14 protein-coding genes are annotated in these 16059 nt (G+C 62.3%); 10 read left to right on the plus strand and 4 right to left on the minus strand.

Features of this window, described 5'->3' with window-relative positions:
- Positions 1–901: 901 nt before the first annotated feature.
- The 3 genes from VGU61_RS03135 to VGU61_RS03145 all read right to left on the minus strand — a co-directional run bounded on the left by VGU61_RS03135 (position 902) and on the right by VGU61_RS03145 (position 6548).
- Positions 902–3157, minus strand: coding sequence for an EAL domain-containing protein (locus VGU61_RS03135; protein ID WP_326857645.1), 2256 nt, complete (start codon positions 3155–3157; stop codon positions 902–904).
- A gap of 236 nt (positions 3158–3393) precedes the next feature.
- Entirely contained in the window at positions 3394–5007 is a 1614-nt protein-coding gene (locus VGU61_RS03140) for an FAD-dependent oxidoreductase (protein WP_326857646.1), read from the minus strand.
- A complete protein-coding gene (locus VGU61_RS03145) occupies positions 5007–6548 on the minus strand; it encodes a polyamine aminopropyltransferase (protein WP_414691586.1) in 1542 nt (513 codons plus the stop codon). The genes VGU61_RS03140 and VGU61_RS03145 overlap by 1 nt, the downstream gene beginning before the upstream one ends.
- Positions 6549–6885: 337 nt before the next feature.
- On the opposite strand from VGU61_RS03145, the gene VGU61_RS03150 reads away from it, so the two are divergent.
- From VGU61_RS03150 to VGU61_RS03175, 6 genes are all read left to right on the plus strand, one after another.
- Positions 6886–7272, plus strand: coding sequence for a DUF350 domain-containing protein (locus VGU61_RS03150; RefSeq protein ID WP_326857648.1), 387 nt, complete (start codon positions 6886–6888; stop codon positions 7270–7272).
- Positions 7273–7287: 15 nt separating this feature from the next.
- Positions 7288–8325 (plus strand): SPFH domain-containing protein, encoded by a 1038-nt coding sequence (locus VGU61_RS03155; protein WP_326857649.1) that lies wholly within the window; start codon positions 7288–7290, stop codon positions 8323–8325.
- A 13-nt stretch (positions 8326–8338) separates the two neighbouring features.
- Complete coding sequence (locus VGU61_RS03160; protein WP_326857650.1) at positions 8339–9784, plus strand: DUF4178 domain-containing protein; 1446 nt, start codon at positions 8339–8341, stop codon at positions 9782–9784.
- Positions 9784–9957, plus strand: a complete 174-nt coding sequence (locus tag VGU61_RS03165) for a hypothetical protein (RefSeq protein WP_326857651.1) — start codon at positions 9784–9786, stop codon at positions 9955–9957. The genes VGU61_RS03160 and VGU61_RS03165 overlap by 1 nt, the downstream gene beginning before the upstream one ends.
- The gene (speD, locus tag VGU61_RS03170; RefSeq protein ID WP_326857652.1) at positions 9954–10337 is read left to right on the plus strand and encodes an adenosylmethionine decarboxylase; all 384 of its coding nucleotides are present in this window, start codon (positions 9954–9956) and stop codon (positions 10335–10337) included. Before VGU61_RS03165 ends, speD begins: the two co-directional genes overlap by 4 nt.
- Before the next feature lie 258 nt (positions 10338–10595).
- Positions 10596–10922, plus strand: a complete 327-nt coding sequence (locus VGU61_RS03175; RefSeq protein ID WP_326857653.1) for a BON domain-containing protein — start codon at positions 10596–10598, stop codon at positions 10920–10922.
- A 47-nt stretch (positions 10923–10969) separates the two neighbouring features.
- On the opposite strand, the gene coaD is transcribed toward VGU61_RS03175, so the two are convergent.
- The gene (gene coaD / locus VGU61_RS03180) at positions 10970–12124 is read right to left on the minus strand and encodes a pantetheine-phosphate adenylyltransferase (protein WP_326857654.1); all 1155 of its coding nucleotides are present in this window, start codon (positions 12122–12124) and stop codon (positions 10970–10972) included.
- A gap of 499 nt (positions 12125–12623) precedes the next feature.
- Here coaD and VGU61_RS03185 point away from each other — a divergent pair, with 499 nt between their 5' ends.
- From VGU61_RS03185 to VGU61_RS03200, 4 genes are read left to right on the plus strand one after another with little or no spacing between them, the layout of a single operon-like run.
- Entirely contained in the window at positions 12624–13397 is a 774-nt protein-coding gene (locus VGU61_RS03185) for an ABC transporter ATP-binding protein (protein ID WP_326857655.1), read from the plus strand.
- Entirely contained in the window at positions 13394–14398 is a 1005-nt protein-coding gene (locus tag VGU61_RS03190; RefSeq protein ID WP_326857656.1) for an ABC transporter substrate-binding protein, read from the plus strand. Before VGU61_RS03185 ends, VGU61_RS03190 begins: the two co-directional genes overlap by 4 nt.
- 21 nt (positions 14399–14419) lie before the next feature.
- Positions 14420–15193 (plus strand): ABC transporter permease, encoded by a 774-nt coding sequence (locus VGU61_RS03195; RefSeq protein WP_326857657.1) that lies wholly within the window; start codon positions 14420–14422, stop codon positions 15191–15193.
- Positions 15194–15213: 20 nt separating this feature from the next.
- Entirely contained in the window at positions 15214–16014 is an 801-nt protein-coding gene (locus VGU61_RS03200) for a transporter substrate-binding domain-containing protein (protein WP_326857658.1), read from the plus strand.
- Positions 16015–16059 lie beyond the last annotated feature (45 nt).

Raw genomic sequence — 16059 nt, forward strand, 5'->3', positions numbered from 1 at the left:
CTCCGGTGATACGACGCTTCTGGTTCTCCGAAGAGACTTGACGGGACTGGCCCCGGCGGGCCACTTCCTTTCTTTGCTTCGCCAAAGAAAGGAAGCAAAGAAAGGCGACCCCCAGTCGACGCCTGCTTCGCAGGTTCCCAAAAGCAGGCGTGCTGAAACGGGAAGCGAAATAAACTCGCCTGCGGCTCAGACAGATTTCGCTTCTTTATCCGTTTCAACACGCCTGCTTTTGGCGTCGCCAGCAGGGGAGAACTGCGCAACCCATCCCCACCCTAACCCTCCCCTTGAAGGGGAGGGAACCAGGATGTCCTTTATCTTGCTAAGGCCATTAGCGCAATTAACTGTTTCTTCATGCGTTTGCAAGGTAAAGAACAGGGTGAATCCCTCCCCTTCAAGGGGAGGGCCGAGGTGGGGATGGGGGTGGTCGTTCACCCCTTTTAGCGACGCCAAAAGTGACGCGGTCAAAACGGAAAGAGAAGTGAAACCTGTCTGAGCCGCAGGCGAGTTTGTTTCACTTCCCGTTTTGATCGTGGCATTTTTGGGCACCCCGAAGGGGCGGCGATAACGGGGGCGCCTTCTTTTGCTTACTTTTCTTGGCGAGACAAGAAAAGTGAGCGGCTGCCGGGCCGCTCCCGGCTATTCTCTTCGGAGAACCGTCAGCGTTGCGTTACCGGAGAAACTCCGTTGCTCTGGATTCCCCCTTGCAGCGCGCGTACCGGTTTGCAAGCCGGTATCGTTTTGCAGACGGACAGCATGCTGTCCGAATGTCCTGCAATACCCATCACGGAAACGACAAGGTTGAGCATCAACTTGTCATGACATAAGCGACGTATATCGCTTGCGTCAAACATCATCGACACGTTCTCCGATGATGGAGAAGGAACCAATCCCGCGCTGCTCCTCACCGCAACGACGGCCTCACTGACTGCAACACCCGCCGCCGCTCGTCCCTGCGCTGGACAGTGAAATGCGCCACTACCTCGTTCGCCGGCATCGGCCTCCCCACCAGGAAGCCCTGCGTCACATCGCAGCCCGCCAGCCGCAGGAAGTTGGCCTGCTCGCGCGTCTCCACGCCTTCCGCCACCACCTGCAGCCGCATCTTGTGCGCGATCGCGATGATGGCTTCGGTGATTGCGACGTCATCCGCGTCGTGCGGGATGCCCTGCACGAAACTGCGGTCAATCTTCAGGCTGTCGAGCGGGTATTGCTTCAGGCTGGTCAACGATGAATAGCCGGTGCCGAAGTCGTCGATCGACAGCGCTACGCCCATGTCGCGGATGCTGTCGAGCAGAACGACTGCTTCCGGCGGGTTGTGCATGATCGTGCTTTCGGTGATTTCCAGTTCCAGCTTCGCGGCCGGCAGGCCGCTGTCGTCGAGGGCAGCGCGGATGGTGTCGAGCAGGTCGCCGGACGAGAACTGGCGCGCCGACAGGTTGACCGCGACTCGGCCGAAGTGCAGGCCGGCATCCAGCCATGCGCGACCCTGGCGGCAGGCTTCGCGCAATACCCAGTCGCCGATCGGCACGATCAGGCCGTTCTGTTCGGCCAGCGTGACGAACGCATCCGGCAGGACCAGGCCGAGTTCCGGATGGCGCCAGCGCAGCAGCGCCTCAACGCCGGCGACGGTACCGGTGGCGGTAGCGATCTGCGGCTGGTAGTGCAGTTCGAATTCGCTGCGCTCCAGCGCCCGGCGCAAGCTGTTTTCAAGCAGCATCTGCTCGAATGCGCGCACGTTCATGTCGGCGGTGAAGAACTGGAAGGTATTCTTGCCGCGCTGTTTGGCGCGGTACATCGCCACGTCGGCATTCTTGAGCAGCGTGGCGGCATCGGTGCCGTCAGCCGGGTAGCAGGCGATGCCGATGCTGGCGGTGACGAACATTTCCTGGCCGTCGATGATGAAAGGCTGCGCGATGCCGGCGATCATGCGGTCGGCCACCTTGGCGGCAGCCCCCGACGAGCCGGAGTCGTCCAGCAGCAGCGTGAACTCGTCGCCGCCGAGCCGCGCCATCACGTCCTGCGTCTTGATCTGGCGCCGCATGCGTTCCGCCACCGCGACCAGCAGACGGTCGCCGGCCGCATGGCCGAGCGTGTCGTTGACCGCCTTGAATCGGTCGAGGTCGATGAACAGCAGGGCGAGCTGCCGGCCCTCGTCCCGCGCGCGCTCGATCTCCTTCTCGAAGGTGCGCATCAGCGCGCTGCGGTTGAGCATGCCGGTCAGGCTGTCGTGGCTGGCGAGGAATTGCAGCCGCAGTTCGTCTTCCTTGCGGCGGGTGTTGTCGGTGAATACGCCGACATAGTTGGTGATGTTGCGATCGGCATCGCGCACGATGGAGATCGACAGCCATGCCGGATACCAGTCGCCGTTCTTGCGGCGGTCGCGCATCTCGCCCTGCCAGTGGCCGTCGCGCGCCAGGTGTTCCAGCATCTCGCGGTTGATTTCGGACTGCGCGCCTTCGCCGGTCATCATGCGCGACAGCTTACCGACCGCCTGCGATGCATCGTAGCCGGTGATGCGGGTGAACGCCGGATTGACCGCTTCGATGCGGCAATCGGCATCGGTGATCACGATGCCTTCGCTGGCCGACTCGAATACCCGGTTGGCCAGCCGCGACTGCTGCTCGAACGCCACCCGCTGCGTGACGTCGAGCGCCACGCCCATGATCGCCGGCCGTCCGTCGTAGTCGCACAGTCCGCCATGCACTTCGGCCCAGATGCGGCTGCCGTCGCGCCGCAGCGCGCGGTAGGTGTAGCGGATGCTCGGCACTTCGCCGGACAGGCGGCGGCGGTGATTCTCACGCAGCATGTGCAGATCTTCCGGCGCGGTATGGCTGTCGACGGGCGTGCCGATCAATTCTTCCGGGTCGTCATAGCCGAGCAATTGGGCGCTCTTCTTGTTGGCATAGACGATTTTGCCTTCCTGCACCATGTACAGGCCGACCAGCGATTGCTCGACGAAGGCGCGGAACTTGAGTTCCGACTCATGCAGCGCACGATCGGTCTTGCGCGCCGGCCTGACCGCGAGAAACCAGATCAGTCCGCCGACGCAGGAGCCCATCAGCACGGTCGTCCAATAAGGCAGCTTTGGAGCAGACAGCACGATAGCACCGACGGCAAGCCCAAGCGTCGGGGCTGCCCAGCGCCGGTGCGTGCTCAACATGCGTCTCAATTGCGCCAGCCAATTCATGCGTGGAACCTGTCTTGAAGAAGGGAAATGTTGATGAACGGCAGCCATAGTAACGGCCGACCATGGCTGCGGCAACCAAATTGTCGCCATAACAACGGCAATTTTTGGAACGGTGAATCGAACAGCGGAAGGCCTTGGCGGCACACAGCCGTCACATCAAAACCGAGACTTGGTATCCCTCAGGGCGGTGTAATGCAGCGAGAACATCATCATTTCAATGCCTTCAACGCTGCCTGATACCCCCACCACGCCGCCTCCTCGAACACCGAGAAGCCGGAGAGATCCGCGTGGGCAAACAGGATGGGGCCGTCCGCTTCCCGCAAGGCGCGCACGCCGCAGTTGTCGCGGAAACCGATGCGCGGCGAGGCCATCGCATGCGCGCGCAGGGTGATGTCGGCCCTTTCCACATTTGATGCAAAGCGCCTGCCGTAAGCGGCGCGCAGGTCGGCGCCGGCCAGGTCCAGCAATTCCCCGGGAGGTGCGCTGTCGAGCCAGCGGCGAGCCTCCTGCGGCGACCGGTCCGCCAGCGCCACATAGGCGCTGAATACCGTCTGGCGAGGCGGCGTGACACGGATGTCCTGGTGGGTGGACACGACATAACCCAGTCCCCGTCCGCCGTACACCACGTTATCCCAGGACAGCGGCGCCTCCGGCAACTCGTCCGGAAAGCGCTTCATCAGGAAGTTGGCGACCAACCAAGGCGCATAGGCAGGCATGTGTCCACGTGCATCGAAGCCGACGTCGCCGATCGACGGCACCACCCGCGCCGCGACGAACAGCGGCATCGCGCAGATCGCCTTCCTCGCCCTGACGACGTAGCTGCGCGGCTGCGCGCCTGACAAGTCCAGGCACAGTGCCTCGACGCCGCCCGGCTTCACGTCGACCGACATCACCGTGCCCGTCATGCGGCGGTTGCCGGCGGCCCGGTCCAGCCCGGCGGCGATCGGATCGAGGCCGCCCGGCCAGGTGAGGAAGGCGCCCTCGGAGGCGTTTTCCGCCTCGCCGCCACGACCGCAGAAGTAATGCAGCCCGGCCCATGCAGACACTTCGCCATATGCCGTGCCGTATTCGTCGCGGCAGCAATAGTCGAGATACCAATGCAGCGTCGGCGAGCGGTAACCATGTTGCTCCAGCCAGGTTTTGAGGCTGATGCGGTCGAGCTCCCGCCAGTGCGCATCGTCGGAGGATTGCGTCACCGGGAAAGCGAACATCGGCTTGCCGTCCGTGCCGGAGGTCGACCTGAAGCCTTCCATCGCCGTGAAGAAACGCGCATGCTCGTCGAGTTCCCACCGCGGCACACCTTCCTTCGGCAGCAGTCCCTCCTGCCAGCGGCCATTGAACAGCAACCGCTCCTCGGGCGCATGCAGAATGAAACGTTCATCGTAGTAAGGGCGCCGCGCCGTCGGATTGCGCAGCAGGATGCGCAAGTCATGCAGCAGCTCCCGCACATGAAACATCTCCGGCGCGGGCAGCGGCAGATAATGCGCGCCGGTGGGATACGCGAGATCGCCATAGCGTCCGGCGGCGGCGTTGCCGTAGGGCTGCGGCCCATCCACCACCACGATATCGCGCTGCCCTTCCTTGCGCAGCTTCCAGGCGGCGGTCAATCCGGCGATGCCGGAGCCGAGGATGGCGATGTCGGTTCGCATTTCGGCGGACGGCGGCGGCAGCGCACGGCGGTCGCGCAGAAAATGGCCGTCTGCTCGCCCCGGCGTGTGAACCACCGGCACGATTTCCTGCCAGCGCCAGTACGCGGCTGCGCTGCCCGCACCCACCGCGGCCGTGCCCGCGCCGGCCCATAGCAGGAAGGATCGCCGGTCCATCAGCGGATGACCTCGCGCCAGTCCTTTTCAAACTCGTTCACCAGCGACTGGGTATTCAGGCGGTTCGGCGTCATGTCGAGACGCGGCATGTCGGGCGGAAACCGGAACATCTCGCGGGTCGTTTCCGCGTTCAGGTAGCGCAACGGCAGCCGGTATTGCGATGGCGGCGAAAAGGTCTTGCGCGGCGAGGCCAGCACGAAGCCCCACTCGCCGAACGACGGCACATACAGGTGATACGGCGCGGTATGCAGGCCGGCTTCGCGCAGCGTCGCATCGATGGTCCAATAGGCATGCGGCGCGAAAAACGGCGAGGTCGACTGCACCACGATCAGGCCGTTCTCCGAGACATGCCTTTTCAGCATGCCGTAGAAGGGCACCGAATAGAGCTTGCCGAGCGCGAAGCTGGACGGATCGGGAAAATCGACGATGGCCGCGTCGAACATCCGGTCGGTCTGCTGCAGCCAGATCGCGGCGTCGGCATTGACGACCGTCACGCGCGGGTCACGCAACGCACCCCGATTCAGCTGGACCAGTTCATCGCGGTCGCGGAACGCATTGGTCATCGCCGGGTCGAGATCGACCAGCGTCACATGCTCGACATGCGGATAGCGCAGCACTTCCCGCAACGCCAGCCCGTCGCCGCCGCCGAGGATCAGCACCGAGCGGGCCCATGGCAGCGTCTCCATCGCCGGATGGACCAGCGCTTCGTGATAGCGGTATTCATCGCGCGATGAAAACTGCAGGTTGCCGTTGATGTACAGTCGCAGATCATCCTTCCACTTCGTGATGACGAGGCGCTGGTAGGGCGTCGACGTAGAGTAGATGACATCGTCGCCGAACAGGCCGTTCTCTCCCCACTGCACCAGGCGGTCCGACGTGGCGAAGCCCATCATCAGCGAAAACATCACCAGGCTCGCCCGCAGCACGCGGCCGCCCACATCGGGAAGCTCCTGGCGAAAGTTATGGATGCTCCACAGCGCCACGCCGACATTGAACATGCCGAACAGGAAGCCGGTGCGCACCAGGCCGAGATGAGGGGCCAGCACCAGCGGGAACAGCATCGATACCGCCAGCGCACCGAGGTAATCGAAGGTCAGCACCTTGCTGACCAGTTCGCTGAAGCCGGTCTGCCGGGCGTTCAACGCCCGCATTACGAGCGGCACTTCCATGCCGACGAAGGCGCCGACCAGGAATACCAGCAGGTACAGCATGGTGCGGAACGGCGCGCCCATCCAGGAAAAGGTCAGGAACAGCAGCGCCGCCGACATGCCGCCGACCAGGCCGACGGCAAGTTCGATATCGACGAACCGCGCCAGCACATCCTCGTCCTTTACGTATTTCGACAGGTGAGCGCCGACGCCCATGGCAAACAGGTAGCAGCCGATGATGGTGGAAAACTGGAAGATCGAATCGCCGAGCAGATAGCTCGACAGGGCGCTGGCAATGAGTTCATACGCCAGGCCGCAGGAGGCGACGATGAAGACGGAGAGGATGAGGATGTGTTTGGACATGCGGCGCTGGCGGTTCGGTCTGTTGCGGATGGCGGCCTGTTGCCGGCCGGCCCCGTATAAAACCACGAAAGCGCTGGACAGGGAAGTTTCGGCGTTAGTATATTGCGACGACTTGCCGGATTTGAGTTGCTGTATTGATAGGTTTTCGTTCCTGCGAAGGGACTGGCTGGCTATCAAGCTACATTGCAGGGCTCCTTCCCCCTTGCAGGAGGAGGGGACCTTGCGGGGCGATGCTGCAAACCATGCCATGATTGAGCATCCACTGCCAATGAGTTATTCGCGGTGGCGGCAGCCCGCGTAGGACGACAATCCTGTTGCATAAACAAGTTCCAACAACTGCCTGACCAACCCAACGGAGCGACCAACCTTGCCCGCCATCGCCAACTACCTCGTCTTCCTGCTGCTGGCCGCCGTGCTGCTGCTGGTGTTCTTCGTCATTTACACCCGCATCACGCCGTACAACGAAGTGCTGCTGATCCGGCAGGGAAACACCGCCGCGGCCCTGTCGCTTTCCGGCGCGGTGATCGGCTTCTCGCTCACCATCGCTTCCTGCATCCTGCATACTTCCACCATCATTCCCTTCGTTGCATGGGCAAGCGGCGCGCTGGTGGTGCAACTGCTCACTTATCTCGTGACGACGCGGCTGATGTCGATGTCGAAGGAACATATCGAATCCAACAACGTGGCGTTCGGCGGCATCCTCGGCGCCGTCTCGCTGTCCGTCGGCGCCATCAACGCCGCCTGCATTTCCTGACAAGGAGTTCGCATCATGGGCATTTTCGATTTCATCAAGAAGCAGTTTATCGACGTCATCCAGTGGAACGAAGACACCGAAGGCGTGCTTGCCTGGCGCTATCCGATGGAAGATTTCGAGATCCAGAACGGCGCCGCGCTCACCGTGCGCGACTCCCAGGTGGCGGTCTTCGTCAGCGAAGGCAAGATGGCCGATGTCTTCGGCCCCGGCAATTACACGCTGACCACCCGCACCCTGCCGCTGCTGACCAACCTGAAAAACTGGGACAAGCTGTTCGAGTCGCCCTTCAAGGCCGATGTCTACTTCTTCAGCACCCGCGTCCAGACGGGGCGCAAATGGGGCACGCCCCAGCCGATCACTTTCCGCGACAAGGATTTCGACGCGATCCGGGTACGGGCCTTCGGCCTGTTTTCCTACCGCGTCGCCGACCCGAGGAAATTCTTCACCGAGCTGAGCGGCACGCGCGCCGTCTACACCCGCGACGAGGTCGAAGGCCAGTTGCAGGGCATCATGCTGTCGTCCATGGCCTCATCGCTCGGCGCATCCAACATTCCCTTCCTCGACATGGCGGGCAACCAGGCGCTGATGGCGCAACAGATCAAGGGCGGCCTCGGCGCGGCCTTCGAACGCTATGGCCTTGCGCTGGATGAATTCAACGTCGGCACATTGAGCCTGCCGGACGAACTGCAGCAGGCGCTCGACGCCCGCATCGGCGCCGGCATGAAGGGCGGACTGTCAGCCGACAAGATGGCCGGCTTCACCCGTTTCCAGACGGCCGAAGCCATCCCGCTGGCGGCGCAGAACGAGGGCGGCATCGCCGGCATCGGCGCCGGGCTATCGGCCGGCATGGCGGTCGGCCAGGTCATGGCGCAAGGGATGATGCCCGGGATGGCCGGACAGCCGGCGGCACAGCCGACGCAACCCGTACAGCCCGCGCAGGAATCGCCGGCGGCGCGGCTTGAACAGCTCAAGGCCCTGCTCGACAAGGGCCTGATCTCGCAAAGCGATTACGACGATGCGAAGGCGAAAGTGCTGCAAAAGCTGATCGGATAAGAAAGCATCGCGTATGCAGAAAGTCTCCTGCCCGAGCTGCGGCGCGCCGGTGCAGTTCCAGTCGCCCGCCTCGGTCATGGCGGTATGCGAATACTGCAAGACCACGGTCCTGAAGGATGCCGACACGGTCAAGGACCTCGGCCGCATGGCCGATGTGCTGGATGACTATTCGCCCATCCAGATCGGCACCTCGGGCCGTTTCGGCAACCAGGAATTCACCGTGGTCGGACGCATCCAGCTGCGCTACGAAGCCGGATTGTGGAATGAATGGTATGTGCTGTTCGCCGACGGGCGCGACGCCTGGCTGTCCGACGGCTCGGGCCTGTTTACGCTGACCTTCTCCAAGCAGACCGACGGTCCGCTGCCCGCGTTCCAGGACATCAATCCCGGCAACACCTATGCCCTCCTCGGGCAGCATTGGCTGACGGCCGAAACCCGGATTGCGCAATGCACCGGCGGCCAGGGCGAGCTGCCGTTCCGGGTCGGGCCCGGCTGGCAGGCGAAGGTCGCCGACTTCCGCAACGGCCGCGGTTTCCTGACGCTCGATTATTCCGACGGCGACCCGCCCGCCGTCTATGTCGGACAGGCGGTCACGCTGGCCGAGCTGAAATGCCAGCTTCTGCGCGATGACGACACCATCCGCGACAGCGCCGGCAAGGTCAAGGGCAAGGTGCAGCCGCTCGACTGCCCGTCCTGCGGCAGCAGCGTGCGCTTCGTGCCGGGCCTCACGCGCCAGATCGTCTGCCCCAGCTGCCGGGCGCAGGTCGATACCACCGCCAGGGTGGCGCAGGTGCTCGATGCCGCGCACCGCATGCAAAAGGCGGATACCACCCTGCAGCTCGGCGCGAAGGCCACCATCGGCGGCTCCGCCTATGAAGCGATCGGCGTCATGCGGCGCAAGGACGAGGATGGTGAAGTCTGGACCGAATATCTGTTGTACAGCCCGCGCGGCGGTTTCCTGTGGCTGGTGGAAACCGGCGACGGCTGGTTCAGCGCCAAGGCGCCGGATGATTGGCCGGCGTGGAACGGCGGCGACACCGTCAGGCTGGGCGCGCAGACCTTCCGCAAGGAGTACGACTACATCGCCACCGTGGTGTTTGCCGCCGGGGCCTTCAACTGGAAGGTGCATGCCGGCGATACCGCGCGGGTGATCGAATTCGCGTTCGGCAAGAAATCACTGGCGGCCGAACTGACCAATGACGAACTGAGCTGGTCGTTATCCGCGCCGGTGCCGTCGGACCAGCTTCGCGCCTGGTTCGGCACGGCGATCCAGGCCGACCGGCTGCCGCAGAAGACCCCGATCCGCAAGATCGCCGAGTATCTGATTTATGGCCTGGCGGCATTGAATATCGGGCCGCTGCTGGCCGGCTCCGAAGGTGCCTGGACGTATTTCCTGTTTGCCGCGGCGGCCATCTACCTGCCCGCAATGGTATTGAGCTGGATGGGCGAGGACTCCTGATGCGCGGAAAATTTATCGTCTATTCGCTGGTGGTGATGCTGATATGCACCGTGATGAGCTGGAGCAAGCTGCTGGTGCCGGGGCAGGGCGGCTATGGCGGCGGTGGCGGCAGCTCGTGGAGTTCCAGTTCCGGATCGACGGGTGGTTCATGGGGCGGCGGGTGGCACAAATGAGTCCCGTGCATCATTCGTCCGGCATCCACCTGATTGCCGATCTGCACGGCATCGCGCCCGACATGCTTACCGATCCGGCGGCGCTGGAACACCTGCTCAGGCAAAGCGCCCTTGCCGCCGGCGCATCCATCATCTACAGCCACTTTCATACCTTCGGGACCGGGCAGGGCGTCACCGGCGTGGTCCTGCTGGCGGAATCCCATATCACCATCCATACCTGGCCGGAATGCGGCTTCGCCGCGGCGGACATCTTCATGTGCGGTGCCGCGCAGCCGGAAAGGGCGCTGGAGGTGATCGTGTCGGCGCTGCACCCGGCGTCGAGCGGGATTCGCACCATCGAACGTGGTGATAACGGGAAAGACAAGCGATTCGCCGCCTGATCCGCTTGATTTGCCCGACTCGGTGGGCATCGATACAACAGGAGTAAGACCAAGTACCACCGATCTGATTTGGAACAGACCGGATGGGCGGTACTTGGCATAGTGTTTATTAATTGCCTGCTGAAGATCGACAACAGGATGTTCAGGACTTGGTGATTTTACGTATTGCCAATCTCGCCATGAAACGCCACCCTTGCATTGCAGCGGTTCGTACTGCCCGGATAGCGCTCACCCACTTTTACTAACGGAGATATCAAAATGAAGAACATCAAATTACTTTCGTTGCTGTTGGCCGCCGTGTTTGCCGCGGGATGCGCGGGAACAGGCAGCCAGTCCGGTTCCCAATCGGCAGGCTCTCAGAAAGCCGCCGCGTCGAGCGATGCGGAAATTTCGAGCAAGGTCAAGGCGGCGCTTGCGGCCGATCCGGAACTGAGCGGTACCAAGATTGATGCCACCACCACTGACGGTGTCGTGCGGCTCAAGGGTGAAATCAAGAGCATGGCGTTGCGGAAAAAGGTCGAGTCCATTGTGCGCGGCGTGTCCGGCGTGAAATCCATCGACAACCAGCTCATCATCACCGGCTGATACCGGCGCTCTCCCGCTTCGGGGCACCGCAACGTGCCGGTGTCCCGTCAAAGCCGTCCGCCCAGGGCGGCGATTTCCCTCCCCATGTTGGCGATTGCCCGATCGTTATACTGCCCGGCGAAATAGGCATCGCCGTACAAGGTGCCGGCTTGCGCCTTGCCATGCAGATATGCCAGCGCCTTGCAGCGATGGGTGCGATAGGCATCGATCGGCACATGGCCGTATTCCATGCGGATCGCTTCCGCATAGGCGTCGTACACATCATCGTCCTGGCCGAGGATCGCCAGGTCGGCGCCCAGCATTGCCTGTTTCAGCGGATGGGAGATTGATTCCTCCTGAAAGTGGTCGGTGGCGCGGATAAGGTCGGCCACGGTCTGCCCATCACCGGGCTGCCGTTCCAGCCCGCTGTCCAGCCACATCCTGGCGCTGGCTTCCTCATTGCTCGCCTGTCCGGGGTCATGCGCGTACACCGCGTCGTGAAACCAAAATGCCTTCTTGAGCGCGGCGAGTTCCGCGGGAGATGCACCCGTGTCGGCGGCCCACACCTGCAGCTCGGACAAGCCATGCACCAGGTGCTCGACGTTGTGATAGCGGCGCGTGCCGGCGCCATAGCAGGTATCGCCGGTCAGCACATCGAACCATGCGGACGGCACGCCACGCGCATCATCGCCAGCAGGCAAGTCGTGCCACAGCGCGTTCCACTCATCGCGCAACCAGCCGCAAATCCAGGCTTCGTAAGCAGGCTTCGGCACGAATTTCTTCATGTGCCAGTGCCACCCCACCGGCCCCTCCAGCGCCTTGACGAAGCTGGAGCTGACCGAGCCGAGATCCCGGGGCGGCATCACGAAGATGGTCTTGGCGCCGCCCAGCACATCGACGTTGGTCTGCTGGATCAGGTTCTCGTAATCGAAATCGGCATTGTTTCGGATGCCGCGGATGATGTAATCGATGCCATGCTTCTTGGCCGCGCGGGCGGTGTAGTCGCCGTTGACGATCACCACCCGCACCTGCGTCCAGCCGCGCTCGGCCACGCTGCGCTCGATGATGTCCTTGCGCATGGCCGCCGGGAAATGCGGTTTCTTGGCCGGGTTCTCCGACAGAAACACAATCACTTCATCGGCGATCGCCAGCGCTTCGCCAATGACCCACATATGCCCGTTGGTGATCGGATCGAGCGTTCCTGAAAAAGCGATTTTCTTCATGTTTCTCCCGACGCGGCGAATGACAACAGTGCAGCACCGGCGCTTGTGGTATCCCTTGCTTCAGGGAGCCGGCATGGGCGATCGTAACACGCACATCCGCGGCGACTGCTGCGCAACGACAGCAACGCCGCAGCTGTCGCCTCGTGCAGATCGGACCGATAAAGCCATCCCCTGAACACGGTGTTTTCTTTACATGGAACCGCATCCCCTATCTGCTGCTCGTACTGTACCGGGCGGATCGGTGGGCGAACGCTTCGACTTTCTATTCTTGAAAAAACATCAATACCTATGGTTGCTTATGCGTATACCGAATAAGCAAAGCAACTAAATATCGTTGCCATGTACATACGGAGTTATTAAAGTGCGAAGGTGCGTTATAGCCAAAAGTAATTAAAGGCGCGTTTGACATTACAATTACCACCGCTTTTCTCACGACGTTCTGTTTTACTGAATCCCATTCCCGTTCACGTTCTCGCCCGTCGGCGAAAGGAACATTTGAATGAAGCTGTCGTTTAATCATGTAGCAAAGAGCTTTTCCGGTCTCCACGTCATTGACGATTTCAGCCGTGAAATCGAGCAGGGCGAGCTGGTTGCGCTGGTCGGTCCGTCCGGCTGCGGAAAGTCGACATTGCTGCACATCGCCGCTGGCCTCGAAAAGCCAACGGGCGGAAAGATCCTTGCGGGAGGGAAGCCAGTCGAAGGACCGAACCCCGAACGCATGCTGATGTTTCAGGAAAACGCGCTGTATCCCTGGCTGACGCTGGCGCAAAACGTCGCCCTCGCGCTGGAATTCCAGAAGATCGACAAGAAGAAAGCACGCGTCCAGGCATTCGAATGGCTGGAAAAAGTGGCGCTGAAAGGATTTGAGGATTACTACCCGCACCAGGTCTCCGGCGGCATGCGCCAGCGCGCCGCGCTGGCTCGCGCCTTCATCACGCGGCCTAAAGTGCTGCTGCTCGATGAGCCGTTCGGCGCACTGGATGCGCTCACCCGCATGACGCTGCAGGATGTGCTGCGCGACCTGATCCGTGAAGCCGGCCCGACCGTGCTGCTGGTGACACATGATGTCGACGAGGCGCTGTTCCTTTCCGACCGCATCCTGGTGTTCAGCCAGCGCCCGGCCACCGTGCTGAAGGAATTCAACCTTGCGCACCACGAAAAAACCCACGATCTGTCGGAATTCGCCGCGATGCGCCGGGAAATCTTGTGCCTGCTCGGTATCCATGCCGAACAGGATGAAGTCGCTAAATCATTGGAAGGAGTCGAAGTATGAAAACCTCTAAGTTCCTGGCCTCGGCGCTGACGGTCTTCGCCGCGTCCTTATTTACCGTACAGGCCTTTGCCGCCGAAAAATTCAAGGTGGGTTACCTGCGCGTGATGGATGATGCGCAGGCGATTGTCGCGTATGAAGCGGGCCTGTACAAGAAGCAGGGCCTCGATGTCGAGCTGGTGGAATTCAAGTCCGGCACCGACCTGATCAAGGCCATCGTCGGCGGCCAGCTCGATTCCGGCGTGCTCGGCTTCACCAACGCGGTGGCCTGGGCATCCAAGGGCGCGGACCTGAAGGTGGTGGGCGGCGCGCAGCACGGCTACCATGCGATGCTGGTGCGCGAGGACACCGGCATCAAGAACATCGCCGGCCTCAAGGGCAAGACGCTGGCATCGCAGGCTGAAGGCAGCACCGCCGACACCGTGCTCAAGGGCGTGGTGTTCCGCGATGCCGGACTGAAGCCCGACGATGTGAACGTCATGGGCGTCAGCCCGCAAGTGGCCGTGCAATCGCTGGTCGGCAAGCGCGTCGACGCCGCCTTCCTGTTCGAGCCGCAGGCCAGCATCGCACAATTGATCGCGCCGGTGAAGCAGATCTACGAGATCGGCGAAGTGTGGCCCTTTCCGTGCATGGTCGTCATCACCTCCGGCGACGTGATCAAGAAGCGCAAGGATGCATTGTGGAAGTCGCTGGATGCGCAAAAGGAAGCGATCGACCTCCTGCAGAAGAAGCCGGAAGAAGCGTCCAAGCTGATCGCCGGCTACTTCATTTCCGAGCCGACGCTCAAGACGCTGAACAAGGGCGAACTGCCGCGCGAAACCGTGATCACCGGCGCGATCAAGAGCCAGACCTTCAGCCCGCTGGTGACGCCGAAGGAAGAGGCGCGCATGCAGGAAATCGCCGACATTCTCCAGGCGCAGGGTTCGCTCAAGACACGCGACGGCAAGCCGTTCGAAGTCAAAAGCATTCTCGACCTGAGCTGGCAGAAGGAACGCAAGCTGTAATTATTTGATGCGATATCAATCATGAGCACCCGAACCGGCCTTACCGGCAACAACAAAAAACTCGCCTTCGCGCTGGCGGTGGTTTTCATCCTGTTTGGATGGCAGGTCGCGGCCTGGTCGCTGCCTGACTTCCTGATGCCGGATGTGCCGACCGTCATCGTCCGCCTGTGGCAGGAAGTGCAGACGGAGAACTTCCGCGCCGCGCTGTGGGGCAGCCTTGGCCGCCTCGGCGCCGGCTACGGAACGGCCATGCTGTTCGGCATCGCGTTCGGCCTGGTCGGTGCGGTGCTGTTTTTCTTCCGCGAAGTGCTCAAGTCGGCCATCATCATTTTGCAATCGATCCCGTCGATCGCCTGGGTGCCGCTGTTCCTCATCCTCATGGGTTTCGGCAGCCTGCCGATCGTCGTGGTCGTCGCCGTCGCGGCGTTTTTCCCGGCCGCGCTGTCGGTAATGAACGCCACCGAAAACGTGCAGCATGTGCATGTCTCGGCGGCACGCGTCATGGGCGCGTCGCGCTGGGACATGCTGCGCCGGGTCTACCTGCCGGCAGTCATGCCCGAGCTGATCACCGGCGCCCAGCTTGCATTCGGCAATGCATGGCGGGCGCTCATTTCCTGCGAGATGCTGATCGGTTTCGGAAAGGGTCTCGGCCGCAGCCTGAGCTATGCCGGTGAAACCGCCGACATGGTCGGCGTGATGACCAGCATCCTCGCCATCGCCATCCTCGCGCCGCTGATCGACCAGCTCCTGCTGGAAAACCTCAAGCACCGGGTACTGCGTTACCAGTACGTTTAATGAATACCGCGTTGACTCCAGTGCCCCGCATTGCCGCCGTTGCCCTGGCGGCGATGCTCGGCAGTCTCTGCACCGCCGCCGCCGCGGACAGTGCGCTGGACCGCGCCAAACAACGCGGCAAGCTGATCGCCGCCGTCGACTATGTGGTGCCCGAGTACAAGGCCGGCACCAAGTTCCGCACCCCGGAAGCCATCGACACCGCGCTGGCGGAAGATGCCGCCAAACGCCTCAACCTGCCGCTCGCCACCGTCCGCGCCGACACGAAGGCCGCAACCCCCTTCACCCCGGCAGGCAGGGCCGACATCGCGCTGGCCGTCGTCACCGATGCCAACCCGCTGCGCAATGCCATCGCCATACCGACCGGCTACCGCGCCGGCCCGATGGCCATCATGCGCACCGACACGACGATCAAAGCCTGGGAACACCTCAAGGACCGCAAGGTATGCGTCGCGGAAGGCGGGCGCTACGTCGGCACCGTCGCCTCGAAATACGGCGCCATCGAGCAGGTCTACAAATCACCTACCGATGCATTGCTCAACCTGCGCGTCGGCACCTGCGACGCGGCGGTGCATGATGATGTGCTGCTGGAGGAATTGCTGAAGCTGCCTGAATGGAAAAAGTTTTCCGCCCGCCTGCCGACCGGTCCCCGGCATACGCTGGTATTCGCCGTGCCGGCCGGCGACACACGCACGGAAACGTTTTTCAAGCAGGTCACGGCGGAGTGGCGCAACAGCCGTTATCTGAGTCAGCATCTCACCAAGGCGGCACGCAGCATCGCGTTCGAGATTTATCTTGATCAGGATGTGCCGGATTGTCATTGAGCGGGCTTGGCCGGGAATCGGCAGATGAGATCCGTTTCGACGTTT

It is taken from the genome of Noviherbaspirillum sp. (genome assembly GCF_035944575.1).
Classification (GTDB): Bacteria; Pseudomonadota; Gammaproteobacteria; order Burkholderiales; family Burkholderiaceae_D; genus Noviherbaspirillum.

Excerpts from the sequence above, each read along its gene's own strand:
- VGU61_RS03135 (WP_326857645.1), bottom strand. The coding sequence starts at position 3,157 with ATGTTGAGCACGCACCGGCGCTGGGCAGCCCCGACGCTTGGGCTTGCC.
- VGU61_RS03140 (WP_326857646.1), bottom strand. The coding sequence starts at position 5,007 with ATGGACCGGCGATCCTTCCTGCTATGGGCCGGCGCGGGCACGGCCGCG.
- VGU61_RS03155 (WP_326857649.1), top strand. The coding sequence starts at position 7,288 with ATGGGCATTTTCGATTTCATCAAGAAGCAGTTTATCGACGTCATCCAG.
- VGU61_RS03160 (WP_326857650.1), top strand. The coding sequence starts at position 8,339 with ATGCAGAAAGTCTCCTGCCCGAGCTGCGGCGCGCCGGTGCAGTTCCAG.
- VGU61_RS03165 (WP_326857651.1), top strand. The coding sequence starts at position 9,784 with ATGCGCGGAAAATTTATCGTCTATTCGCTGGTGGTGATGCTGATATGC.
- speD (WP_326857652.1), top strand. The coding sequence starts at position 9,954 with ATGAGTCCCGTGCATCATTCGTCCGGCATCCACCTGATTGCCGATCTG.
- VGU61_RS03175 (WP_326857653.1), top strand. The coding sequence starts at position 10,596 with ATGAAGAACATCAAATTACTTTCGTTGCTGTTGGCCGCCGTGTTTGCC.
- coaD (WP_326857654.1), bottom strand. The coding sequence starts at position 12,124 with ATGAAGAAAATCGCTTTTTCAGGAACGCTCGATCCGATCACCAACGGG.
- VGU61_RS03185 (WP_326857655.1), top strand. The coding sequence starts at position 12,624 with ATGAAGCTGTCGTTTAATCATGTAGCAAAGAGCTTTTCCGGTCTCCAC.
- VGU61_RS03190 (WP_326857656.1), top strand. The coding sequence starts at position 13,394 with ATGAAAACCTCTAAGTTCCTGGCCTCGGCGCTGACGGTCTTCGCCGCG.
- VGU61_RS03195 (WP_326857657.1), top strand. The coding sequence starts at position 14,420 with ATGAGCACCCGAACCGGCCTTACCGGCAACAACAAAAAACTCGCCTTC.